Annotated in this window: 20 protein-coding genes; 8 read left to right on the top strand and 12 right to left on the bottom strand. The window is 58.8% G+C overall.

Features of this window, described 5'->3' with window-relative positions; genetic code table 11:
• Positions 1–15: 15 nt before the first annotated feature.
• Entirely contained in the window at positions 16–1,512 is a 1,497-nt protein-coding gene (locus tag GOV88_RS17140; RefSeq protein WP_171241166.1) for an aldehyde dehydrogenase family protein, read from the top strand.
• Between the two features lie 38 nt (positions 1,513–1,550).
• Here GOV88_RS17140 and GOV88_RS17135 read toward each other — a convergent pair whose 3' ends face one another.
• Complete coding sequence (locus GOV88_RS17135) at positions 1,551–3,128, bottom strand: DUF5928 domain-containing protein (RefSeq protein WP_171241165.1); 1,578 nt, start codon at positions 3,126–3,128, stop codon at positions 1,551–1,553.
• Positions 3,129–3,270: 142 nt separating this feature from the next.
• Between GOV88_RS17135 and GOV88_RS17130 the strand changes: the two genes are divergently transcribed.
• Complete coding sequence (locus GOV88_RS17130) at positions 3,271–4,089, top strand: sulfotransferase family protein (protein WP_171241164.1); 819 nt, start codon at positions 3,271–3,273, stop codon at positions 4,087–4,089.
• A 200-nt stretch (positions 4,090–4,289) separates the two neighbouring features.
• Here the strand turns inward: GOV88_RS17130 and ilvD are convergent, their stop codons facing one another.
• Positions 4,290–6,122, bottom strand: coding sequence for a dihydroxy-acid dehydratase (ilvD, locus tag GOV88_RS17125; protein ID WP_171241163.1), 1,833 nt, complete (start codon positions 6,120–6,122; stop codon positions 4,290–4,292).
• A gap of 106 nt (positions 6,123–6,228) precedes the next feature.
• Between ilvD and GOV88_RS17120 the strand changes: the two genes are divergently transcribed.
• The 3 genes from GOV88_RS17120 (at position 6,229) to GOV88_RS17110 (ending at position 8,895) form a co-directional block, all read left to right on the top strand.
• Entirely contained in the window at positions 6,229–6,774 is a 546-nt protein-coding gene (locus GOV88_RS17120) for a helix-turn-helix domain-containing protein (RefSeq protein WP_171125850.1), read from the top strand.
• An 82-nt stretch (positions 6,775–6,856) separates the two neighbouring features.
• Positions 6,857–7,711: a 3-mercaptopyruvate sulfurtransferase gene (sseA, locus tag GOV88_RS17115; RefSeq protein ID WP_171241162.1), complete on the top strand. Its 855-nt coding sequence runs from the start codon at positions 6,857–6,859 to the stop codon at positions 7,709–7,711.
• Positions 7,711–8,895 (top strand): amino acid aminotransferase, encoded by a 1,185-nt coding sequence (locus GOV88_RS17110; protein WP_171241161.1) that lies wholly within the window; start codon positions 7,711–7,713, stop codon positions 8,893–8,895. The genes sseA and GOV88_RS17110 overlap by 1 nt, the downstream gene beginning before the upstream one ends.
• A 116-nt stretch (positions 8,896–9,011) precedes the next feature.
• Here the strand turns inward: GOV88_RS17110 and GOV88_RS17105 are convergent, their stop codons facing one another.
• Positions 9,012–10,322 carry an ammonium transporter gene (locus GOV88_RS17105; protein ID WP_171125855.1) on the bottom strand — a complete coding sequence of 437 codons (1,311 nt, stop codon included), beginning with the start codon at positions 10,320–10,322 and terminating at the stop codon, positions 9,012–9,014.
• Positions 10,323–10,355: 33 nt separating this feature from the next.
• Positions 10,356–10,694: a P-II family nitrogen regulator gene (locus GOV88_RS17100; RefSeq protein ID WP_171125856.1), complete on the bottom strand. Its 339-nt coding sequence runs from the start codon at positions 10,692–10,694 to the stop codon at positions 10,356–10,358.
• A 258-nt stretch (positions 10,695–10,952) separates the two neighbouring features.
• Here GOV88_RS17100 and GOV88_RS17090 point away from each other — a divergent pair, with 258 nt between their 5' ends.
• Entirely contained in the window at positions 10,953–13,139 is a 2,187-nt protein-coding gene (locus tag GOV88_RS17090) for a transglycosylase domain-containing protein (RefSeq protein ID WP_171241160.1), read from the top strand.
• Positions 13,140–13,199: 60 nt separating this feature from the next.
• Here the strand turns inward: GOV88_RS17090 and leuB are convergent, their stop codons facing one another.
• Both leuB and GOV88_RS17080 read right to left on the bottom strand, forming a co-directional pair.
• Positions 13,200–14,303 (bottom strand): 3-isopropylmalate dehydrogenase, encoded by a 1,104-nt coding sequence (gene leuB, locus GOV88_RS17085; RefSeq protein WP_171241159.1) that lies wholly within the window; start codon positions 14,301–14,303, stop codon positions 13,200–13,202.
• 153 nt (positions 14,304–14,456) lie between these two features.
• Positions 14,457–15,311: a LysR family transcriptional regulator gene (locus GOV88_RS17080; RefSeq protein WP_171241158.1), complete on the bottom strand. Its 855-nt coding sequence runs from the start codon at positions 15,309–15,311 to the stop codon at positions 14,457–14,459.
• A gap of 194 nt (positions 15,312–15,505) precedes the next feature.
• On the opposite strand from GOV88_RS17080, the gene GOV88_RS17075 reads away from it, so the two are divergent.
• Positions 15,506–15,997 carry a hypothetical protein gene (locus tag GOV88_RS17075; protein ID WP_171241157.1) on the top strand — a complete coding sequence of 164 codons (492 nt, stop codon included), beginning with the start codon at positions 15,506–15,508 and terminating at the stop codon, positions 15,995–15,997.
• 93 nt (positions 15,998–16,090) lie between these two features.
• Here GOV88_RS17075 and GOV88_RS17070 read toward each other — a convergent pair whose 3' ends face one another.
• The 6 genes from GOV88_RS17070 to GOV88_RS17045 form a co-directional block, all read right to left on the bottom strand.
• Entirely contained in the window at positions 16,091–17,119 is a 1,029-nt protein-coding gene (locus GOV88_RS17070; protein ID WP_171241156.1) for an endonuclease/exonuclease/phosphatase family protein, read from the bottom strand.
• A complete protein-coding gene (locus GOV88_RS17065; RefSeq protein WP_171126649.1) occupies positions 17,116–17,946 on the bottom strand; it encodes a hypothetical protein in 831 nt (276 codons plus the stop codon). Before GOV88_RS17065 ends, GOV88_RS17070 begins: the two co-directional genes overlap by 4 nt.
• A gap of 328 nt (positions 17,947–18,274) precedes the next feature.
• Entirely contained in the window at positions 18,275–18,880 is a 606-nt protein-coding gene (leuD, locus tag GOV88_RS17060; RefSeq protein WP_171125870.1) for a 3-isopropylmalate dehydratase small subunit, read from the bottom strand.
• A gap of 42 nt (positions 18,881–18,922) precedes the next feature.
• The gene (locus GOV88_RS17055) at positions 18,923–19,477 is read right to left on the bottom strand and encodes an HdeD family acid-resistance protein (protein ID WP_171126650.1); all 555 of its coding nucleotides are present in this window, start codon (positions 19,475–19,477) and stop codon (positions 18,923–18,925) included.
• Between the two features lie 38 nt (positions 19,478–19,515).
• On the bottom strand, positions 19,516–20,919 hold the full coding sequence (leuC, locus tag GOV88_RS17050; RefSeq protein ID WP_171241155.1) for a 3-isopropylmalate dehydratase large subunit: 1,404 nt from the start codon (positions 20,917–20,919) through the stop codon (positions 19,516–19,518).
• Positions 20,920–20,962: 43 nt separating this feature from the next.
• The gene (locus tag GOV88_RS17045; RefSeq protein ID WP_254428854.1) at positions 20,963–21,058 is read right to left on the bottom strand and encodes an isopropylmalate isomerase; all 96 of its coding nucleotides are present in this window, start codon (positions 21,056–21,058) and stop codon (positions 20,963–20,965) included.
• 115 nt (positions 21,059–21,173) lie between these two features.
• On the opposite strand from GOV88_RS17045, the gene GOV88_RS17040 reads away from it, so the two are divergent.
• Positions 21,174–22,523 (top strand): mechanosensitive ion channel family protein, encoded by a 1,350-nt coding sequence (locus GOV88_RS17040; protein ID WP_171125876.1) that lies wholly within the window; start codon positions 21,174–21,176, stop codon positions 22,521–22,523.
• Positions 22,524–22,584 lie beyond the last annotated feature (61 nt).

Raw genomic sequence — 22,584 nt, 5'->3', positions numbered from 1 at the left:
ATGAAAGACATCGTGATGACTGCGCAAACAACCCTTGCCAATCTGGACCTGACAGCGGCTGAGCTGACCGGCGGCACTCTGCCGGTGCATTCCCCCATCGACGGCAGCCTGCTGGCCGAGGTGCATGAAACCCCGGCGAGCGACATGGAGGCGGTGTTTGCCAATGCCAAAACTGCATTCAAAGCCTGGCGTACTGTACCCGCCCCGCGCCGGGGCGAGTTGATCCGCCTGCTGGGCGAGGAACTACGTGCCGCCAAAGAAGATCTGGGCGCGCTGGTCAGTTGGGAGGCTGGCAAGATCACCTCGGAAGGTTTGGGCGAAGTGCAAGAGATGATCGACATCTGCGACTTTGCCGTAGGTCTGTCGCGGCAGCTTTATGGCCTGACCATCGCCTCTGAACGCCCCGGCCACCGGATGATGGAGACATGGCACCCGGCGGGGCCGGTCGGCGTGATCTCGGCCTTCAACTTCCCGGTTGCGGTCTGGTCGTGGAACGCGGCGATTGCACTGGTCTGCGGCGATACGGTGATCTGGAAACCGTCCGAAAAGACGCCGCTGACCGCGATGGCCTGCCAGAAGATCTTTGAACGCGCACTAGCCCGTTTCGGCGATGCGCCCGACCACCTGCTGCAAACCCTGATCGGCGGTGCCGCACTGGGCGAGGCGCTGGTCGCCAGCGAGGATTTGCCGGTGATTTCGGCCACCGGTTCCACCCGCATGGGCCGCGCGGTTGCCCCCGTGGTGGCATCCCGCTTTGGTAAGTGCATTCTGGAACTGGGCGGCAACAACGCGATGATCGTTGGCCCTTCGGCCGATCTGGAAATGGCGGTGCGCGCGATCGTGTTCTCGGCTGTGGGTACGGCTGGTCAGCGCTGCACCACGCTGCGCCGCCTGATCGTGCATAACTCGATCCGTGAGGAGCTGGTGGGCCGCCTGAAAAGGGCCTATGCCGGTCTGCCTATCGGCAACCCGCTGACCGAGGGCACTTTGATCGGCCCACTGGTCGATGAGGCATCCGGCGCGGCCATGATCGCTGCTTTGGAATCGGCCAAAGCTGAGGGCGGTGCGGTATTCGGAGGCCAGCGCGTGACCGAAGGTGTGCCGGATGGCGTCTATATGCAACCCGCCATCGTTGAGATGCCCGGCCAGACGGCGACCGTGAAAACCGAGACTTTTGCGCCGATCCTTTATGTGATGGGCTATGACGATTTCGACGACGCCATCGACATCCAGAACGACGTGCCACAAGGCCTGTCGTCCTGCGTGTTCACCCTAAACATGCGCGAGGCCGAGCAATTCCTGACCGCAGCCGGATCGGATTGCGGAATCGCCAACGTCAATATCGGGCCGTCGGGGGCCGAGATCGGCGGTGCCTTTGGCGGTGAGAAAGAAACAGGAGGCGGGCGCGAAAGCGGCTCTGACGCGTGGAAGGCCTATATGCGGCGCCAGACCAATACGGTTAACTACTCGGCTGAATTGCCGCTGGCGCAGGGCGTCAAGTTCGACATCTGAACATCCAGACCGGCGATGCCCCAAGCGTCGCCGGGTTTTTAATCGGCGAACAGGTAGTCCAACTGCAAGATTGCCCGGGCCTTGTCTGGTGAGACACCCAAAAACGCTGTAATTGCCGCTTCCTTTTCTGCAGGAGTATCGGTTTCCCGAATACGCTGGTAACTGCCAAGACCGGCCCCCTGTATCAACTCGGATTCGTAGGCAAGCGCGTTGCGTAGGGTTGGCACAAGTTCGGCTACGGTCTCGTCGGGGCTGTTCTCACCAGCCAGACCTATGCGTCGGGCGTGGCCGATCAAGTAAGCATCTGAATACGCGCAATCAATCTCCAACACATGCGCATGGGACTGGTCGGCATTAAAATCCTCAATGATCTCAAGGTTGGCGGGATCGACGCAAATAACCAGCTTGTCCGTTTCGAAATTGTCGAACAGCAAACGCACGACCGCGCGCCGGTGCCGAGACCGTTTTCCCAGCGTGGTTTCTATGCCGCCCAGATCGGGCAGGGCCGTGTCTTCTTCATTAAACAGGTATTCGATACAGGGGATGTCTGTCTCGGACATAATCTGATCGACGAGCCGTTTGGCGACATGCCATTTCTTACAGACGATCAGATAAACTTCGCGGTTTGGTCCAAGGGTATTGCCCGCCTCCCAGAACCGTTGACCATACCGGCGTCCAACGCGGCCGCGCCCGGTCAGGAACTTGTGCAGGTTTCGCCCTTCATCCGTTATCCGGAACGTGACGCCTTCGGTGGCATAGAGTTTGCCCAGCCTGTCTTTCAGATCATGAGCTTCAGAGCTGATCTTGCGAGCAAACAGATAATCCTGCCCCAGCAACATATCATAATGGTCGTTGTAAAACGTGACCGGCTTTCCATAGTCCGAGAACATCAGGAATGTAGGCGTGCGGTTCTGGATTTCTTCTTTCGAAACAAGATGGCGAACCAGGGTCTGAAAGAAAGTCTCATCCGGAATCCAGGTGGTTGAGAAAAAGCGGATCACATCCGGGCGCTTCTTCAGGAATTCCAGAATCATCTCGATCGTCCGGCGGCGCAGGCACCACCACTGGCTGCCGATCATGACCTGAATGTCGTCGGGAACGTCGCGGGTCAAACCAAAGCGCTTTTGCAGCTCGTAAGCGGCATAGAACCATCGGCTTTGTGTTCTTTCGTTGAAGTAATGCCGATAGATCAGCCGGTCTTCTTTCATCCCGGTCTTGATCCACTTGCTTTCAAAGAAGTCGTGGCTTTCGATGAAATCCATGTCGCGCTCGTCCAGAAAACGATGTGCGTATTCCGCCGTCTTGATTGCCATGCAGTCGCCCGACAGCATGTAGAAATGCGTTGCACGAGGAAATGCATCCACCGCCGCTTCGATGGCGTGCAGGGTGGCCTGAACCAAAGACCACTCTCCCCAGCCACATCTGATCCGCTTGGTTGCGAAAGTGACGTTTGCGTTGTGCGCAAGAGCGTCCCGAATTTGGGCATAGGCCGCGGCGCTGGCGCGTGCGTCGAAGTGAATGGCCATGCAATCCCCAGCGGCGGTCAATTGCTCGGCTTGTGCAATGATGGCCTCGGGGTCTTTGTGGCACAGCAATATATAGGCAATCCTGGCCATTTCAGTTCTGTGAATTCCGTTTCTGCCCGTTTCCAACCGTGATACTGAGGATGAGCGATTGAATAAACATAATATTTTTGGTTTTTTGATCTCAAAAGCGGGCAGAAATTTTAGGTTCTGACACGCGGAGGAGGCAAAGCAGATGGGTTTTCCCGGCACATGGATGACCGAGAGCGAAAGCATGGTGTATCGGGTTGTGCCGAAATGCGCCTGCTCAACTATTGGACAGATCATGTATTATTCGGATCATGGTCGGTTCTTTGATGGTGATATTCACGACGCAGATGACGGAATGCACAAATGGGCGTTCGAGAACAGTCAGGATGTGATTTCCCAAAATATCCGAAACCACTCGTCTTATACCTTCACCTGTGTCCGCAATCCTTACACGCGTATCCTCAGCTCCTTTTTTGACAAGATCTGCGGCATTCAGCGAAACGGCAAACGGTACCGGGGCAATCTGGTGCCGACGCTGATCTATAATTACGGGATCGAGGTTGGTGGGGATGACGGAAAGGGCGAGTTCGACCAGATCGCCAGCTTCCGCCGGTTTCTGCTGTTTGCGCGTGATACGATCCGTTGGCGCAGGCCGATGGACCCCGATATTCACTGGTCGGCCATGTCAGGCCATGTCTCGACCTTTATCGTCAACGGCGGGCGGTATGACCGGATTTTCTGGACCGAAGCGTTCAACGACGGAATGCAGGATGTCCTGAACCATCTGGATACGCCGCATAATGTGGAGCTGTCCACAATCCCGCGCTTCAACGAATCTGAGGGGCATGGCCCAAAGCGCGCGCATCCGGTTGCAGACTATTTTGACGACCTCTCGATGCACCTGGTCTACGAAATCTACAAGCAGGATTTCGAGCTGTTCCGGTATGATTTTGAGAACCCGGCTAACAAGATGCCAATTGGTGAAATTGATCTGGATGAGGTTCATGCCAAACTTGGCGACTGAGTAAGGGGCAGGTTCTCCCGCTCATTATCAATGTCTCTGACGAGACATCTCCGCTGGTTGGGCCCGGCGCCGCGCACCGCGCGGCGCCGGGCCCAAGACTGAACGGGGTATCGGCGCAGCCGATGGCGTAGTTCGGGCGCGGGAGGGTTTGGGTGGTTGGAAAACCCGGCCCGTCATAATCGCGCGCCGGGTTAACATAGTCACAACTGGCGCACAGCTCCCTTAGCCGCACTTGTCGTCAGCTTGGCATAGGCCTTCAGCGCCGTGGACACCTTGCGCTTGCGCGGCGCGGCAGGTTCCCAGCCTTTTTCGTCCTGTTCTTCCCGGCGCGCGGCCAGTTCTTCGTCGGACACCGCCAGATGGATCGAGCGGTTGGGGATGTCGATCTCGATCTTGTCGCCCTGATGCACCAGACCGATGACGCCACCTTCGGCCGCTTCGGGCGAGACGTGGCCGATCGAAAGGCCCGAGGTGCCACCCGAAAACCGCCCGTCGGTCAGCAGCGCGCAAGCTTTGCCCAGCCCCTTGGATTTCAGATACGAGGTCGGGTACAGCATTTCCTGCATCCCCGGGCCACCGCGCGGGCCTTCGTACCGGATAACGACCACGTCGCCCTCTTTCACTTTGCCGGTCAGGATGTCGTTCACCGCCCGATCCTGGCTTTCGCAGACATAGGCCGAGCCGGTGAAGGTCAGGCTGGCAGGGTCCACACCGGCGGTTTTCACGATACAGCCGTCGCGCGCGATGTTGCCGAACAGCACCGCCAGACCTCCATCCTGACTGAACGCGTGTTCCTTGGACCGGATCACGCCGCCTTCGCGGTCGGTGTCCAGTTCCTTGTACCTATTCGATTGGCTGAACGCCTGCGTGGTGCGGACGCCACCCGGCGCGGCCTTGAACAAATCCTGCGCCTTGGGGTTGTTGGCGACCTTAATATCCCAATTGGCAATTGCTTCACCCATCGTTGCCGAATGCACGGTGCTACAATCATCGTGCAGCAGACCGGCGCGGCTGAGTTCGCCGAGGATCGAGAAGATGCCGCCCGCGCGGTGAACGTCTTCCATATGCACGTTCTCTGTGTTTGGCGCGACCTTGCACAAACAGGGTACTTCGCGGCTGAGTCGGTCCATATCGGACATGGTGAAGTGCACCTCGCCCTCATGCGCGATGGCCAGCAGGTGCAGCACGGTGTTGGTGGACCCGCCCATGGCGATGTCCAGCGACATGGCGTTCTCGAACGCATCAAATGTGGCGATTTCGCGGGGCAGGAAGCCCTTTTCATCCAGATCATAGTGGCGCTTGGTGATCTCGACGATGCGGCGACCGGCCTCAAGGAACAGCTCTTTGCGGTCTGAGTGCGTGGCCAGCGTGGACCCATTGCCCGGCAGGGCCAGACCCAGCGCCTCGGCCAGACAGTTCATCGAGTTCGCGGTGAACATGCCCGAGCACGACCCACAGGTCGGGCAGGCGTTTTCCTCGATATGCTGGACCTGTTCGTCGGTGTACTTGTCGTCGGCCGCGGCGACCATCGCGTCCACAAGGTCGATCTTTTTCACATCCAGATCGGCGATGTCGATCTTTCCGGCCTCCATCGGCCCGCCCGAGACAAAGATCGCGGGGATGTTCAGGCGCATGGCAGCCATCAGCATGCCCGGCGTGATCTTGTCGCAATTCGAGATGCATACCATCGCATCGGCACAATGCGCGTTGACCATGTATTCGACCGAATCTGCGATCACCTCTCGTGAGGGAAGCGAATACAGCATGCCGTCATGGCCCATGGCGATCCCGTCATCCACGGCGATGGTGTTGAACTCTTTGGCGACACCACCGGCGGCCTCGACCTCGCGGGCAACCATCTGGCCGAGGTCCTTCAGGTGAACGTGGCCCGGCACAAACTGCGTGAACGAGTTGACGATTGCGATGATCGGCTTGCCGAAATCGTCATCCTGCATCCCGGTGGCGCGCCACAGGCCGCGGGCACCGGCCATGTTGCGGCCATGGGTAGAGGTTCTGGATCGGTACATTGGCATGATGCTGTTTCCCTTATGCCCCGGTTGCGATGGCGGGGTGTGTGCGTTATAGCGCACGTATCACATGTGCGCTATAACGCACAAGAGGATTCGAGAGACGAGCGATATGGCACCGGATGATATAACGCTGAAACTGCGGGATGTGCGCGCGGCCTCGGGGCTGAGCCTGTCCAAGGTGGCCGAGATGACAGGCGTCAGCAAGGCCATGCTGGGCCAGATCGAGCGGGGCGAATCCAGCCCGACCATCGCGACCCTGTGGAAGATCGCCAAAGGATTCCAACTGCCACTTAGTGCTTTGATCGGGTCGTCGGCGCTGCGCGACCCTGCCGATTCCAGCCTGTTCCGCACCGTGACCTTTCCCGGCAGCATCGAGGTCAAGATCGTCTTCCCCTATGACCCCGCACTTGGCGCGGAAACCTTCCATGTCGATCTTGCACCGAACCAGAGCCACGAATCCGCCGCCCATGCCGCCGGCGTGACCGAGGAAGTGTTCGTGCTGAAAGGTGCATTGGAAATCTTGCGCGACGCGGAATGGGTGCCGTTGCAAGCCGGACAGGGCCTGCGCTTTGCTGCAGACATTCCGCATGGTTATCGGGCGGGTGATGAGGGTGCCGCATTTCTGAACATGCACCACTATGGTCAGGCCGGATAAGCGGACCCGCGACCTTATCCAGCCTTGAACCCGCAACCCTGCGCGTATAGGGAAAACCCAAGCTCGCTTTGGGGAGGCTTTGATGCAGGACGATCCGAAAACCCTCGTTTCAACCGAATGGCTTGCAGCCCATCTCAAGGACCCGGACCTGCGGGTTCTGGACGGTTCATGGTATTTGCCGCAGCAAGGGCGGGATGCAAAGGCCGAGTATGACGCGGCCCATATTCCCGGCGCGCGGTTCTTTGACATTGACGAGATCTCGGATCGTCGCTCGGATCTGCCGCACATGGCGCCCCCGGTTGAAAAGTTCATGTCGCGCCTGCGGGCGATGGGGGTTGGGGATGGTCATCAGGTGGTGGTCTATGATGGCGCCGGGTTGATGTCCGCCGCGCGGGTCTGGTGGCTGTTCCGTCTGATGGGTCAGGAAAACATCGCTGTTCTGGATGGCGGTTTCCCCAAATGGCAGGCTGAAGGGCGCGAGATCGAAGACCTTCCTCCGGTCATTCGTGACCGTCACATGACGGTGCGCGTGCAAAACCATCTGGTGCGGGACGTCACGCAGGTGTCTGCGGCGGCGAAGTTGGCCGATCACGAGATCATTGATGCACGCTCTGCCGCCCGATTTGCAGGGACAAGCGCCGAGCCGCGTGAAGGCTTGCGTTCGGGTCATATTCCAGGCTCGCGCAATGTGCCGTTTGATACGCTGTTGAACAAGAACGGCACGATGAAGTCGCCCGATGAATGCCGCACCGTGTTCGAGGCCGCTGGCGTGGACCTGTCGAAACCCGTCATTACCTCATGCGGGTCGGGTGTAACTGCCGCGATCCTCAGCCTTGCGTTGGAACGCTTGGGCAAAAAAGACCATTCGCTTTATGACGGCTCCTGGGCTGAATGGGGTGCGTTCCCCACCCTGCCCGTCGCAACCGGAGAGACCTGATGTTCGAAAACCTCAAACCGCAGCCCGCCGATAAGATCCTGGCGCTGATGCAGATGTACCGCGAAGACCCGCGCGATCAAAAGATCGACCTGGGTGTTGGCGTCTACAAGAATGCTGAAGGCGTGACCCCGGTCATGCGCGCGGTGAAAGCGGCTGAAAAGCGCATTCTGGAAGAACAGGAGAGCAAGGCCTATACCGGTCTGGCGGGCGATCCGGCTTTTGCGGATGCGATGATCGGCCTGATCCTTGGCACCTCGGTTCCGCGTGGCAACATCGCGGCTGTGGCGACGCCTGGCGGCACTGGCGCGTGTCGGCAAGCGTTCGAGATGATCCGCATGGCCAACCCTTCGGCGCGCGTCCTTGTGTCGAATCCAACATGGCCGAACCACCTGTCGATCCTGAACTATCTGGGGATGGAGACCGTCCCGTACCGCTATTTCGATGGTGAGACCCGAGGCGTTGATTTCGATGGCATGGTCGAAGACCTGAAAACGGCCAAGGCGGGCGACGTGGTTCTGCTTCATGGCTGTTGCCATAACCCGACCGGAGCCAATCTGAACATGGTTCAGTGGCAAGAGGTCGTGAACATCATCAACGAGCTTCGCCTCGTGGCGATGATCGACATCGCCTATCAGGGCTTTGGTGATGGTCTTGAGGAAGATGCGCAGGCTACCCGCCTTGTTGCCTCGTCGGTCAAGCGTTGCCTGATCGCGGCGTCTTGTTCCAAGAACTTCGGTGTATATCGCGAACGCACCGGGCTGTTGATGGCGATCAGCGATGATGCGGCGCAGACGGGGCTGAACCAGTCGACGCTGGCCTTTCTGAATCGTCAGAACTATTCCTTCCCGCCCGATCACGGGGCGCGGGTCGTGACGACAATCCTGAATGACGACGCCTTGCGCGCGGATTGGGCGGCCGAGCTGGAAGAGGTTCGCCTGTCCATGCTGGGTCTGCGCCAACAACTGGCCGACGAGCTGCAAAGACTGAGCGGGTCCGACCGGTTTGGCTTTGTCGCCCAGCATCGCGGCATGTTCTCGCGCCTTGGCGCAGCCCCGGAACTGGTCGAGAAGCTGCGTGCTGATCACGGCATCTATATGGTCGGCGACAGCCGTTTGAACATTGCGGGTCTGAACGCCAACACGGTGCCGATTCTGGCACAGGCGATTGTCGACGTCGGCGTTTGAGTTATCCATCACAACCGTTAAAGCCGCGCAGGATTGCGCGGCTTTTTTGTTTTTGGCCAATTCCAAAAGAAAAGGCCGGGCGCGAACGCCCGGCCTTTGAGTGGTGAACTCAGGTCTTAGCCTTTGGAGAATTCGGGATATGCTTCCATCCCCAGCTCTGCCATGTCGAGGCCGTTGATCTCGTCCTCTTCGCTGACGCGAATGCCGACAACGGCTTTCAGGATGCTCCACAGGATCAGCGCGCCGACAAAGGTGAACACGCCGTAGGCTGCGATACCGAGAAGCTGGGTGCCCAAGGATGCTTCGCCGTAGAAGATCACGGCGATGGTGCCCCAGATGCCTGCGAACAGGTGAACCGGGATCGCGCCGACAACGTCGTCAATCTTGAACTTGTCCAGCATCGGAACCGCGAAGACCACGATGATACCACCGACGGCACCGATCCACAGCGCGCCGAACAGGGTCGGGGCCAGAGGTTCGGCTGTGATCGAAACCAGACCGGCCAGCGCACCGTTTAGCACCATGGTCAGGTCAGGCTTTTTGTACAGCAGTTGTGTCAGGATCAGGGCTGTAACAGCGCCCGAAGCGGCGGCCATGTTGGTGTTGGCGAAGATACGCGAGACGTCTGTTACGTCGCCCACAGTGCCCATTGCAAGCTGCGAGCCGCCGTTGAAGCCGAACCAACCCAGCCACAGGATGAACGTACCCAGGGTTGCCAGTGCCAAGTTCGAACCGGGCATCGGGTGGACCTTGCCGTCCTTGTATTTGCCGATCCGCGGACCAAGGATGATCGCGCCTGCCAGCGCTGCCCAGCCACCGACCGAGTGTACGACGGTCGAGCCAGCGAAATCCGAGAAGCCAGCTTCAGACAGCCAGCCGCCGCCCCACTGCCAGGAACCCGAGATCGGGTACATGATACCGGTCAGTACAACGACGAAGATCAGGAAGGGGAACAGCTTGATCCGCTCGGCCACGGCACCCGACACGATGGAGGCGGTTGCAGCCACAAAGACCAACTGGAAGAAGAAGTCCGATCCGATCGAGGCATAGTCCAGAGCAGCCTCGGCAGGGTCGACACCGACCGGGTCAAGCACGGTCGGGCCGCCAATGGCAAAGAAACCATTGAAGTCGCCCGGATACATCGTGTTGAAGCCAACCAGCCAGTACATGATCGCGGCTATGGAAAACAGCGCCACGTTCTTGATCATCTGCATGGCGACGTTCTTGGAGCGCACCAGACCGCCTTCAAGCATGGCAAAACCTGCAGCCATGAAGAAGACCAGGAACCCTGCCATCAGGAACAGCAGCGTGGTGAAGATATACTGGGTATGGAGCGCGGCTTCGCCGTCGGCGGCCTCTTGCGCCAGACCCATCTGCGGCAGCGCGACGATCGCGGCAGCAGGGATGAGAGATTTCATCAGGTTCATTGTCAGTCCTCGAATGATTGTGAGTGGGGGCGCTTACAGCGCCTCTTCGTTGGTTTCCCCGGTCCGCACGCGCAGGGCCTGCTCGACATCGAGGACGAAAATCTTGCCGTCACCGATCTTGCCGGTCTTGGCGGTTTTGGTGATGGTCTCGACGATCTGGTCGGCCATCGCAGCGGGCACCACGATTTCCAGTTTGATCTTGGGTACGAAGTTCACGGCATATTCCGCACCGCGATAGATTTCTGTGTGACCCGATTGCGAGCCGAAGCCCTTGATTTCGGTCACCATCATGCCGCGCACGCCAGCTTCGGTCAGTGCCTCGCGCACCTCCTCCAGCTTGAACGGCTTGATTGTCGCAATGATCAGTTTCACGTTGATCCCCTCTGCTTCCCGGTCTGTCCGGCTTGTTTGCACTCGCAGCAAAAAAGCGCGGCTGACGGTTTTAAGGAACGCTGAGTGCGACCGAACGCTGGGGAAATTTGCAGCTAGGTGCACAATTTTTGCACAGATTGAGATAAATGCCCAAAAAATGTGCAAAGTGAGGAAGAGATTTACCGGAAATTCGGACCTCAACTTCACAGGTTTTGCAGGGTATGGTGCCTCAAAACGATAACCGGGCAGAGTTCGGAAATGACAGATTCCAAGCGCCGCAAAACTCCTTTGGTGGCGGATAAAAGATACCCGTCCAAGGGCCGTAAACCCAAGGCGACCAAACGCACCGCGAAACCTGCGGGAAAGAAGGCTGTCGCACGTAAAACCACCACACGAAAGCCCACCCGCAAGAAAACACGCAAGAAATCGGCCGGAGGTGGCGGAGGGATATTCCGCCGGATGTTCCGCTGGCTGTGGCGGATGATCTGGGGCGTGACATGGCGCGTGGGGGCCGTTTGCGCGCTGTTGCTGGCGCTGGCGATTGGCGTTGTCTACACCTCGTTGCCCGATGTCGATTCGCTTTTGGACGGCCGCGCGCGCGGGTCGGTCACGATGCTGGACCGCGACGGTAAGGTGTTTGCATGGCGCGGTGACCAGTTTGGCGGTGTCATTACGGCTGATACCGTGTCCCCGCACCTTAAACACGCGGTCATCGCGACCGAGGACAAGCGGTTCTATCGCCATTTCGGTGTCAGCCCGCGCGGGGTTGCCAGCGCCGTGCGCATCAACCTGAGCGAAGGCCGGGGGCCGCTGTCGGGCCATGGCGGTTCGACCATCACGCAGCAGACGGCCAAGTTGCTATGTCTGGGCGTTCCATACGATCCGGCTGAATGGGAGTCCGAGGCGGCCTATGAAGCTGATTGCCGTCAGGGGTCGTTGTGGCGCAAGGCCAAGGAAGCCGTTTACGCGATGGCGATGGAGGTCAAATACTCCAAGGACGAAATCCTTACCATCTATCTGAACCGGGCGTTCCTTGGCGCAGGTGCGCGAGGGTTCGAGGCGGCCAGCCAGCGGTATTTCGGGATTTCAGCCGCCGAAGTATCACCGTCCGAGGCCGCGATGCTGGCGGGTCTTCTGGTCGCGCCGACCCGGTATGCGCCGACGAACAACCTACAACGCTCGCAGGATCGGGCGCGTCTGGTGGTCGGTTTGATGGAGGATCAGGGATATCTTTCCCCTGCGCAGGCCAGCGAAGCCCGCACCCGCCCCGCAGAATTGTCCGAAGCCGCCGCCGCGCGTGCAGGCGGATATTTCGCCGATTGGGTCATGGCCAGCGGACCGGAGTTCTTCACCCGCAACACGACCGAGGATGTGGTGATCCGGACTACTTTGGATCAGCGCCTGCAAAAATCGGCTGAAGAGGCGCTGCAATATATCTTTCAAGAAAAGGTTCGCGAAGGGTCCAAGGCGCAGGCCGCGATTGTCGTGATGTCCGCAGATGGGGCTGTGCGCGCCATGGTCGGCGGTCGTAAGACGCGTGTATCAGGTGCGTTCAATCGCGCGACACAGGCGTTGCGCCAGACCGGATCATCCTTCAAACCCTTCGTCTACGCGACAGCGTTGGAGCTTGGGTATTCCCCGCTGGATACGGTTGTGGACGAGCCCTATTGCATCAATATTCCCGGTTCGGGTCAGTGGTGCCCTAAGAACTATACCAACAAGTTCTATGGTAGGGTCACGCTTGCGGATGCCTTGAAGAACTCGCTGAACATCCCGGCCGTCAAAGTGGCCGAGGTTGCGGGGCTTGAAAACGTCCGCACTGTCGCCAGCGTTTTTGGGATCGCCAATGATCTGGCCGAAGGTCCCGCCCTTGCCCTGGGCGCGTCGGAAAGCACGCTGATTGAGATGACCGGCGCTTATGCGGGTATCCTGAACGGTGGCTCGTCCGTGGAACCTTATGGTCTGACCGAGTTAAAGCTGCTGGGGGACCAGACGCCCGTCATGGTGACGACGACCGGCATCGGAGAACGCGTCATCAACGACAAGGCGGCCAAGCAACTGACATGGATGATGGAGCGCGTGGTCTCGGAAGGCACCGGCGCGCGGGCGCAGCTTCCGGGCTGGCAGGTGGCGGGTAAAACCGGCACGACTCAGGCCGCGCGCGATGCGTGGTTTATCGGGTTCACGGCGGATTACGTGGCGGGTGTCTGGATGGGTTATGACGACAACACGCCCCTTTCCGGTGTCACCGGCGGCGGGTTGCCTGCGGAAATCTGGAAGGAAACCATGCTGCGCGTGACCGAAGGGATGACGCCAACGCCCTTGCCGATGCTGGCCCCGGACCCGCCCGTGCGAACCGCGCAGCCCCGGCAGCAACGCCGCAGGCAGGGCAACGGGTTCGAAAATGCCATTAACAACCTGTTGAACAATATCTTCGGCAATTGATCGGGCAAAGAAAAAGGCGGTGCGCTGGGCACCGCCTTTTGCATTTGTATGCTCGCGTGATCAGACGGTTTCGTCCAGCGCCGCCAGAATCGCGTCACCCATTTCGGTGGTCGACACAGGTTGCACACCTTCCTCGGCCAGCAAGTCGGCGGTGCGGACACCATCGGCCAGAACTTTCTCGATCGCGGCTTCCAGACGATCGGCCTCATCCCCTTGGTCAAAGCTGTAGCGCAGCGCCATGGCAAAGCTAAGGATACAGGCAATCGGGTTCGCCTTGCCCTGACCCGCGATATCAGGGGCCGAGCCGTGGACCGGTTCGTACATCGCCTTGGGACGGCCATTGGCCATCGGTGCACCCAACGAAGCGGATGGCAGCATCCCCAGCGAGCCGGTCAGCATTGCCGCGCAATCGGACAGGATATCGCCGAACAGGTTGTCGGTGACGATCACATCAAACTGCTTGGGTGCGCGCACCAACTGCATTGCGCCATTGTCGGCATACATATGGGTCAGCTCGACCTCGGGGTAATCCTCGGCGACACGGTCCACGACCTCGCGCCACAGGATGCCCGATTCCATGACGTTGGCTTTTTCCATCGAGCACAGCTTTTTGTTCCGGCGCATCGCCAGTTCAAAGGCCGAGCGTGCGGCGCGTTCGATCTCGGATTCGGTGTAGCGCTGGGTGTTGATGCCCACGCGTTCGTTACCTTCTTCGAAGATGCCGCGCGGTTCGCCGAAATAGACGCCCGATGTCAGTTCGCGCACGATCATGATGTCCAGACCGGCGACGATGTCTTTCTTCAGCGATGAGAAGTCGGCCAGCGCGTCAAAGCACTGAGCTGGGCGCAGGTTTGAAAACAGGTCCATTTCCTTGCGCAGGCGCAGCAATCCGCGTTCAGGTTTTACACTGAAATCCAGATCGTCGTATTTCGGGCCACCAACCGCGCCCAGCAATACCGCATCGACCTCTTGCGCCTTGGCCATGGTCTCATCCGACAGGGGCTTGCCATGGGCGTCATAGGCGGCACCGCCGACCAGATCCTCGCTCACGTCGAACGCCAGACCGCGGTTCGCGCCGAACCAGTCGATGATGCGGCGGACTTCGGCCATGACTTCGGGGCCAATACCGTCTCCGGGCAGGATGAGGAGCGAGGGGTTGGACATGAAGGATCTCCTTGCGTTTCGTCGCAATGGCCCTAGCGCCTGCGCAGCATGGGGTCAATGCGAGGAAGCTGTAAGCTGCAGGTAAAACCCGTATCTGTGCCCGGAACGACGAACTCCTGAAGAAATGCATGCCACGCGCGGCCCTGCCGACGCTCAGGTGTTCGGTAGAAACGCGGCGTTGAACGCCTTGCGCACCCACTCAACAGTGACCTGCACGCGCTTGTACCCAACAGTATCCGGGTTGAGATAGAGGTACAGGGTGCGGCTGTAATCCGGACGACCTGTGCCAACACGCACCAGATCATCGCGCCCTTCGGCAAGGCACATTGGCAGCAACCCCTTACCCGCCCCCGCAGCAACGGCCGAGACCAGCACGCTGGCGTCCGTTGCGGTTAATCTCACTTTTTCGGCGTGTTTGCTCAGGCGTCTGACCGCGCGGTTGATGATTGGGCGGCTGGCCTCTTCGTCAAAAAAGGCAACCCAGCTTGCGGGTTCTTCTTGCAGGTGGGCGGCGTGGTAAACGGCGAAAGGGACCTGACCCAGTGTGACCGTGTATTCCGCAGATTCGGGCGGAACTTCGAGCCACATCTGAATTGACGCCTCGCCCGAGATGCGCGTTGTTGCGGCACGGGTCATGAACCTCAGGTCCAATCCGGGATTTTCGGCAAGAAAACGATCCATCCCTGACAAGGCCAGGCGCTGCATTGTCCACGAATTCCCGACTATACGCATCATCCCTACAGCGCTGGCATGTGATTGAGAGATTTCGTCGGTCATTCGGTGATAGCTTGCTTCGATCTGCAGCGCACGCTCGATTGCAATGGCCCCGGCTTCGGTCGCCACAAACCCTGACTTAGAGCGAACAAACAGGATCACCCCAAGCTCTTGTTCCAACGCGGTCAACCGGCGGCCCATTGTGGTCGCGTCCACATCAAGGAAATGTGCCGCGCCTGTCAAAGAGCCCGCCCGACTAATGGCTAACAGCACTTTCAGATTGTCCCAGTTCATTTTCAGACGTCCTGCAAATTTGCATGATCTTGATGCAGATTAGCGGCTTTTTGTCCGCAGATTTCAATTCTAAAGTTCCGGCGTTCCGAAAGAGAGACAGCACTTTCCATATTTCACAGTGGGTTACGAGTACGCTTTTTTGGATGGTTTGGGCCGGTGCGGGTGTGCGTCGGCCCGTGAAAAAGGACAAGTGAATGCAAAGATACTCAAAACTATGGGCTGCGACTGCATGTCTGGCGTTAGTCGCCGCCTGTGGTCAAACAGAAGCCCCAGAGCCGATCCAACCCGAGCCTATTTTTAATAAATACGGAGACGTTGTCGGTTGTACCGGCGGGGCCAGCCCCAGTGGTGCGAACCCGGACCAGCCCTGCCTGCCACCGCCGCCACCGCCCCCCGGAGGGTGCGATGACTCGGCGGTTGCTGGAACGGCATCGGTTCCCTGCTCGCCAACCGGTGAAGAGCGTGAGCCTGAAGATAGCTCAACCTCAGGCGGGGGGCGTGACCCGGGCGATAGCTCAACCTCGGGCGGGGGGCGTGACCCGAGCGATAGCTCAACTTCCGACGGCGGCCGTGATCCAGGTGGAAGTTCAACACCTGGCGGCGGTAGCGATCCGACCGGAAGTTCGTCCACCAGCGGAGGCCGTGATCCTGCGGGCGGAGGGTCATCCTCGGCACCGCGGACCTGATACTGCATATTTTGGGTAACGAGTTCTTCAGGGTTTGAAGACGATCATCGACAAAGGACAGGGCAGCCAACCGGTTGCCCTGTTTTGTCAGTTTCAATCCAATTCCAGATCGACCCAAACCAGCCGATGGCGGCTTGCTGTTTGCGCCGCCGTTCGCCCTTCGGTCCCTGTATCAGGCCAATAAACACCGCTGTCCCGAACCGTCCAATGGGCCGAGGGCAACACGTAATCCACCCGCATATCACCCGTTGCTTTCCAAGTGACCGTCGCCAAGTCGCCTGTCGCGTCACGCGGCTGGGGGTCTTGTAGCAGGGGATGGGACAAAAGCGCCTTAATCGCCTGTTTACGCCCCTCTCCGCGGGTCGGGTCCTGATTGGCATCCCCGGCGATCACGTAAGGGCCTTTAGGGGCGCTGCCTAGCCGACCTTCCAGAACGTGCGACCACACCTGTATCTCATCGTGATTGCGGAGCCCGTTCCGATCTTCCGGCCCGTCAAAAACGGGGGGTGCCGCGTGAAAGGTCATCAGGTCGACCGGCCCAAAAGGTGTTTCAACCGGAACCACCCACTGTGCGACCGAAGGCAACCGCTGTACCATTTGCGCGTCTTCTGACGGATAAGGTTGCCCGTCCAATACGGGCAATTGCGCATCCGGCAGGTCCCGCCAGAGCAAAGGCGAAAAATCCTGAACCTCGTATTGGTTGATGGGATAACGCGACAGGACCGCCATGCCGCCATGCCCGGTGTATTTGCCCCAACCCTGCGCGTCGCCCGGACCATGGGTGCGACCGTCGCCGTCCATATCCAGGCCAGTCTCCAAACCCGAATTTGGCCGCGCGGCAAACTGATGGGGGTAGTCCAAACCGGCCTCTCGCAACTGTTCAGTCAATGCGGCAAGCGTTTCGCCGCCAAAGTCCCAGTCGACACCCTGCAACGCGACAATATCGGGGTTGACCGCTGTCAACACCTGCACCACAGCCTGAACCTGTGCGTCGCCGCGCCGAATATCCCTGAGCAATAGGCCCGGCCCATCGCGGCTGAGTTCGGTGTTAAAAGTTGCCACGCGCACAGTCTCAGCCTGCGCCATAAGGGGCAGTACTAGCAGGAATAGTATTCGGATCATGCGGTCTGAGTGGACTCGGCCGTGGAATAGGCGCGACGTTTTTCAACGATCAGGTTCGCGATACGAAGGGTCGCCATGCCGCGCATGATCATACTGGCGGGCAGGAAAGCCCATGCGCTCATGGTCCAAATCAGGGTCTGCGGATTGCTGAGTGAAATGGGATCCGCATAATTCGTCAGCATCTTTATCATCGCGGGGATCAGGAACGGCAGCAGCACCCCGATCGAGATGTTGAGCCGCCCATCGCGCTGAAGGCGCGTGACCACATCGCCGCCTTTGGTCGGATCGAACAAGGGCAGGTTGGTCCAGACATTGAACGCACCGTTGCCCGTAGGCCAGCCACGCAATTTCACGGCGTAGGCAAAGCTGCCAATTGTAACCAATGCCGTGAGATAAGCGACACTGGCAGATATGCGAACCAGTTCGATCAGGGGCGAGCTGGCATCTACAGGCAGCATCAGCACGATCAGGCGAACTGGCGAATACGGAAAGTCGACGATATTGGCCACGCTCAGGCCAACCGAATAAAAGACAGTCGTCAGATGGGTCGGCGCATAGGCGTTCTTACAGATCAGTGTCAAAAACATGATCATTGTGACCAGACCAACAAATCGCAGCCGGTTCACCGGGGGCGCGTCCCGGAACTCAATAAAGCTGGGGAAGGCCGAGTTGTATTCCGCAAAGGTCAGGAAAAACGCAAGAATGGCGAGAAACACGACGATCTCGGTCCCATTCGTTGACGATGCGGGCAGATACAACGCGGGGGTCAGCACGATCAACGCAACCAATATTCCCCGTATTGCCGCCCCTGTTGTGCGCGCAATCACTATCCGAACCCTTTCAAACTGGACCGGTCGGTTCTGTGCCGACTTCATTCCAACTTGTGCCCGCCGTTTGTTTTTTGACGGATGCCTCTTTAGCGCCAACACTGGCTGCCTCAGGCACTCCACTCAAGCCAAGGTGCAGAAAACACGTGATTTTGGGCAAAATGATGGCGAAACTGGTGCGGGTTTGCATCATTGCTGACGCAAATCCGACGTGTAATTTAGCATTGCCCCTACATGTTGTGGTTGCCGCGAATTCAACCCCTAGAATGCGAAAGAGGCCGCCGAGGCGACCCCTTTAGGTTGAGTGTTCACAGAATCATCCACAGAATCATACCCAGGGGCGGGCCTGACTCGCGTGATCCTCGAATTTGTCGATGTGATGTTCTTTCTCCATCGACAGGCCGATATCGTCCAGACCGTTCAGCAGGCAGTGCTTGCGGTGCGGGTCGATGTCGAACGCAATTTCGACGCCATCCGATGTTGTGATCTTCTGATCTTCAAGATGCACGGTCATGCGGGCGTTTTCGCCTTTATGCGCGTCATCCATCAGGATCGCATGATGCTCTTCCTCGACCACGATGGGCAGGATGCCGTTCTTGAAGCAGTTGTTAAAGAAGATGTCGGCAAAGCTGGTCGAAATTACAACCTTGATGCCGAAATCCTTGATCGCCCAAGGTGCGTGTTCGCGCGACGAGCCGCAGCCGAAATTGTCACCGGCCACCAGAATCTCGGTATTGCGGTAGGCGGGTTTGTTCAGAACGAAGTCTTCGTTCTCGCCGCCGTGCTCGTGATAGCGCATCTCGTCAAAGAGCACGACGCCAAGGCCGGACCGTTTGATGGTTTTCAGGTGCACTTTGGGGATGATCATATCGGTGTCGATATTGATCAGTGGCATTGGGGCGGCCACCCCGTGGACTTTGTCAAACTTTTCCATGTTCACACTCCTGCGGGAGAGGGCCGACCCCTTGCCCCGCGTTTAAGCTTGTTTCGCTTCCGTTGTTGCGTCGTTGGGTGCGTTCTTGACGAAGAACGCCATGAAGACCAAACCGAACCCGTTGAACAGCATCTCGACCCCCAGGAAGATACCCAGAATGCTCATCAGCACTGCTGGTTCACTTCCTACATAGGTCCAGATGATACCCGCGAGCACGATCGACAAGATGCCCGAGATCATTGTCGGCCAGAAATACTGTGTTCCGCGCATTTGGAACGACAGGATAACCCGCGCGATGCCGCCTGCCATGAACAGGATCAACATGACCACCGCCAGGGTGAGCGTTCCTGCAAGCGGCTGGGACATGAAGTTCCAGCCGAGGAACAGCATCACGGCACCCATGATGAATGACAGAATCTTGTTGCCGGTGCCTTCGACAGAAAATCCGCCGACAACCTGCAACGCGCCCGATATCAGCAGCAACACGCCAGTTACCACTGTCACAGCTATCGAAGCCACCACCGGCGCGCCCAGCACAAAGATGCCAAACGCAATCGAAAGTAGCCCCAACAAGAGCCATTTGACCCAATCACTCATTTCAGTCTCTCCCTCAAATATTCAGATATGAGGGTAGCTTACATCATTTCGCGGACGTCTGTCAGCCGTCCTGTGATTGCCGCCGCGGCAGCCATCGCCGGGCTAAGAAGATGGGTGCGTCCACCCCGCCCCTGACGGCCCTCAAAGTTGCGGTTCGAGGTTGCGGCGCAGCGCTCGCCCGGTTGCAACTGGTCGGGGTTCATCGCCAGACACATGGAACATCCCGCCAGACGCCATTCGAAACCGGCCTCTTTGAAGATATCCGCCAGACCTTCTTCTTCGGCCTGCAGTCGTACAAGGCCCGAGCCGGGCACGACCATTGCGCGCATCCCGTCCTTGATCTTTTTGCCCTTCAGTATTTCAGCAGCGGCGCGCAGGTCTTCGATCCGGCCATTGGTGCACGACCCGATAAAGACAGTGTCGATTTCCACGTCGCTGAGTTTCTGACCGGCTTCCAGACCCATATATTCGATCGAACGGCGCGCCGCGTCGACCTTGCCGCCTTCGAAATCTTCGGGGTTCGGCACGGTTGCGGTGATTGGCAGCACGTCTTCGGGGCTGGTACCCCATGTGACGACAGGCGCGATGTCTTCACCGCGAAGGGTCACGACCTTGTCGAAATGTGCGCCTTCATCGGTATAAAGCGTTTTCCACCACTCCATCGCGGCTTCCCACTGGGCACCTTTCGGGGCATGCGGGCGACCTTTGACATATTCGAACGTGGTCTCATCGGGGGCGATCAGGCCCGCGCGGGCACCGCCTTCGATGGCCATGTTGCAGACGGTCATGCGGCCTTCCATCGACAGATCACGGATCGCTTCGCCGCAATATTCGATGACGTAGCCGGTGCCGCCGGCGGTGCCGGTTTCACCGATCACGGCCAGAGTGATATCTTTGGCGGTTACGCCCGGCTGCAATTTGCCGGTGATTTCCACCTTCATGTTTTTGGATTTCTTCTGGATCAGGGTCTGAGTGGCCAGAACGTGTTCAACCTCGGACGTACCGATACCGTGGGCCAGCGCGCCAAACGCGCCGTGGGTGGCGGTGTGGCTGTCGCCGCAGACGACGGTCATGCCAGGCAGGGTCCAACCCTGTTCAGGGCCAACGATGTGGACGATGCCCTGACGGACGTCATGCACCGGGTAATAGTGAATGCCAAAATACTTGGCGTTCTTGTCCAGTGCCTCGACCTGAATGCGCGATTCCGGGTTTTCGATCCCGTTCACACGATCCGGCGTAGTGGGCACGTTGTGGTCCGGCACCGCGATGGTCTTTTCCGGCGCGCGTACCTTGCGGCCCGCCATGCGCAGGCCTTCGAAGGCCTGCGGGCTGGTCACTTCGTGAACCAGATGGCGGTCGATATACAGCAGGCAGGTGCCATCATCGGCTTCGTGGGCGACATGGGCATCCCAGATCTTGTCATAGAGCGTTTTGGGGGACATCGGTCCTCTCCCGTATGTAATGAGAAATAGCTGGCGAGGTGGCTTAGGCTGCGCGTAGGCGCGCCAGAACCGTGCGGGCAGCCCCATAGAACCGTTCGCGCAGACGCGCGCGATCTTCCAGATTCTGAAGTTGGGCCACATTGAGTCTCATGCGCACCAGATATATCGCGCGATCCCGGCAATCAAGGTTCAAAACCGCCGCGGACTTGCATCGTGGGGCTTTGGTCTTCAATCTGGTCGTGAGGAGGCGCTGCATGAACCAAGACCTGATCCCAAGTTCGGTGTCAAAGCTTTATGACGATATGGTCGCGGCCTTCTCCTCTCAGTTTGAAAATTTTGCCGAACTGATCGTCACACCGGGCTGGCGGCAGTACCAGATTATTATCATCCTTTGTCTGTGGGGAGCGGCATTTGTTCTAAAGCTGCTGACCCAGGGCCGTTGGGATACTTGGGCGCGCTCGCGCACCGGGTGGCCTAAGTGGCGTTTGCGGGTTCTTGTACAACTGATGCAGCGCCTGACACTGGTGTATTTCGTGGTGCTGTCATGGGCGCTGTATCTGGTCATGCAGCAGATCACATGGCCTTCGCGCAGTTACATAATCGGCGTGATCGCAACCTTGGCCGCTGCGTGGCTGGCGATTGCACTGGTGGCACGGTTGGTGCGGAACCGAACGCTGCGACGCATCTTCAAATGGGCAATGTGGGTCTATGCAACGCTTGTTGCCCTGAACCTGACCGACGACGTGGCCGGGTTTATGGATGGAGTGGCGATTTCCATAGGTGACCTGCACATCTCGGCCCTTGGGATTCTCAAGGCTGTTCTGCTGATCGGCATTCTGTTGACACTGGCGCGCGTGGGAACCCGTGCAGCCGAGCGCGGCTTGATGAGCAATGACGATATCACCCCGTCGATGCAGGTGCTGCTGGCCAAGGGCATTCAGGTTCTGATCTATGGCGGGGTTTTTCTGGTCGCGATCCGCACGCTGGGCTTTGACCTGACCGGTATCGCGCTGTTGTCCGGCGCGATTGGTGTGGGGATCGGGTTCGGGCTGCAAAAGGTAGTGTCGAACCTGATTTCGGGGATCATCATCCTGATGGATCGGTCGATCAAGCCGGGCGATGTAATCTCGCTGGGGGACACGTTCGGTTGGATCAACGCGCTGGGTGCACGCTATGTCTCGGTCGTAACGCGCGACGGGCGGGAGTACCTGATCCCGAACGAGGACCTGATCACCAATCAGGTGGTGAACTGGTCGCATTCCGACAAATTCGTGCGGCTGGATCTAGAGTTCGGCACCAGCTATTCCGACGACCCGCACAAGGTTCGTTCAACGGCCGTCAATTCCGTTAAAACCGTGTCGCGGGTCTTGAGCGGCGGATCACATGAGCCGGTCTGCCATATCACCGGGTTCGGTGACAGCAGCGTAGATTATGTCCTGCGCTTTTGGATCAGTGACCCGACCAAGGGGCTAACCAATATCCGCGGCAATGTCTATCTGGCGCTGTGGGATGCATTCCACGCCGAGGGCATATCGATACCCTTCCCGCAGCGCGAGGTGCGGCTGCTGCCCGACGCAGGCTCGCAACAGATCGCAGAGGATTGAGTCTGCGTTGCGTGGCGCTTCATTGAAATGTTGCAATCCCCTTGTTACCTTATTAGTACCC

This window comes from Ruegeria sp. HKCCA5491 (assembly GCF_013034565.1).
Lineage (GTDB): Bacteria > Pseudomonadota > Alphaproteobacteria > Rhodobacterales > Rhodobacteraceae > Ruegeria.
Note: the sequence above shows the minus strand (reverse complement) of the source record. Positions and strands in the feature narration are given on the sequence as shown.

Excerpts from the sequence above, each read along its gene's own strand:
- GOV88_RS17055 (WP_171126650.1), bottom strand. The coding sequence starts at position 19,477 with ATGAGTGATTGGGTCAAATGGCTCTTGTTGGGGCTACTTTCGATTGCG.
- GOV88_RS17075 (WP_171241157.1), top strand. The coding sequence starts at position 15,506 with ATGCAAAGATACTCAAAACTATGGGCTGCGACTGCATGTCTGGCGTTA.
- GOV88_RS17070 (WP_171241156.1), bottom strand. The coding sequence starts at position 17,119 with ATGATCCGAATACTATTCCTGCTAGTACTGCCCCTTATGGCGCAGGCT.
- GOV88_RS17040 (WP_171125876.1), top strand. The coding sequence starts at position 21,174 with ATGAACCAAGACCTGATCCCAAGTTCGGTGTCAAAGCTTTATGACGAT.
- leuB (WP_171241159.1), bottom strand. The coding sequence starts at position 14,303 with ATGTCCAACCCCTCGCTCCTCATCCTGCCCGGAGACGGTATTGGCCCC.
- sseA (WP_171241162.1), top strand. The coding sequence starts at position 6,857 with ATGCAGGACGATCCGAAAACCCTCGTTTCAACCGAATGGCTTGCAGCC.
- leuC (WP_171241155.1), bottom strand. The coding sequence starts at position 20,919 with ATGTCCCCCAAAACGCTCTATGACAAGATCTGGGATGCCCATGTCGCC.
- GOV88_RS17080 (WP_171241158.1), bottom strand. The coding sequence starts at position 15,311 with ATGAACTGGGACAATCTGAAAGTGCTGTTAGCCATTAGTCGGGCGGGC.
- GOV88_RS17140 (WP_171241166.1), top strand. The coding sequence starts at position 16 with ATGACTGCGCAAACAACCCTTGCCAATCTGGACCTGACAGCGGCTGAG.
- GOV88_RS17130 (WP_171241164.1), top strand. The coding sequence starts at position 3,271 with ATGGGTTTTCCCGGCACATGGATGACCGAGAGCGAAAGCATGGTGTAT.
- GOV88_RS17120 (WP_171125850.1), top strand. The coding sequence starts at position 6,229 with ATGGCACCGGATGATATAACGCTGAAACTGCGGGATGTGCGCGCGGCC.
- ilvD (WP_171241163.1), bottom strand. The coding sequence starts at position 6,122 with ATGCCAATGTACCGATCCAGAACCTCTACCCATGGCCGCAACATGGCC.
- leuD (WP_171125870.1), bottom strand. The coding sequence starts at position 18,880 with ATGGAAAAGTTTGACAAAGTCCACGGGGTGGCCGCCCCAATGCCACTG.
- GOV88_RS17110 (WP_171241161.1), top strand. The coding sequence starts at position 7,711 with ATGTTCGAAAACCTCAAACCGCAGCCCGCCGATAAGATCCTGGCGCTG.
- GOV88_RS17135 (WP_171241165.1), bottom strand. The coding sequence starts at position 3,128 with ATGGCCAGGATTGCCTATATATTGCTGTGCCACAAAGACCCCGAGGCC.
- GOV88_RS17105 (WP_171125855.1), bottom strand. The coding sequence starts at position 10,322 with ATGAACCTGATGAAATCTCTCATCCCTGCTGCCGCGATCGTCGCGCTG.
- GOV88_RS17090 (WP_171241160.1), top strand. The coding sequence starts at position 10,953 with ATGACAGATTCCAAGCGCCGCAAAACTCCTTTGGTGGCGGATAAAAGA.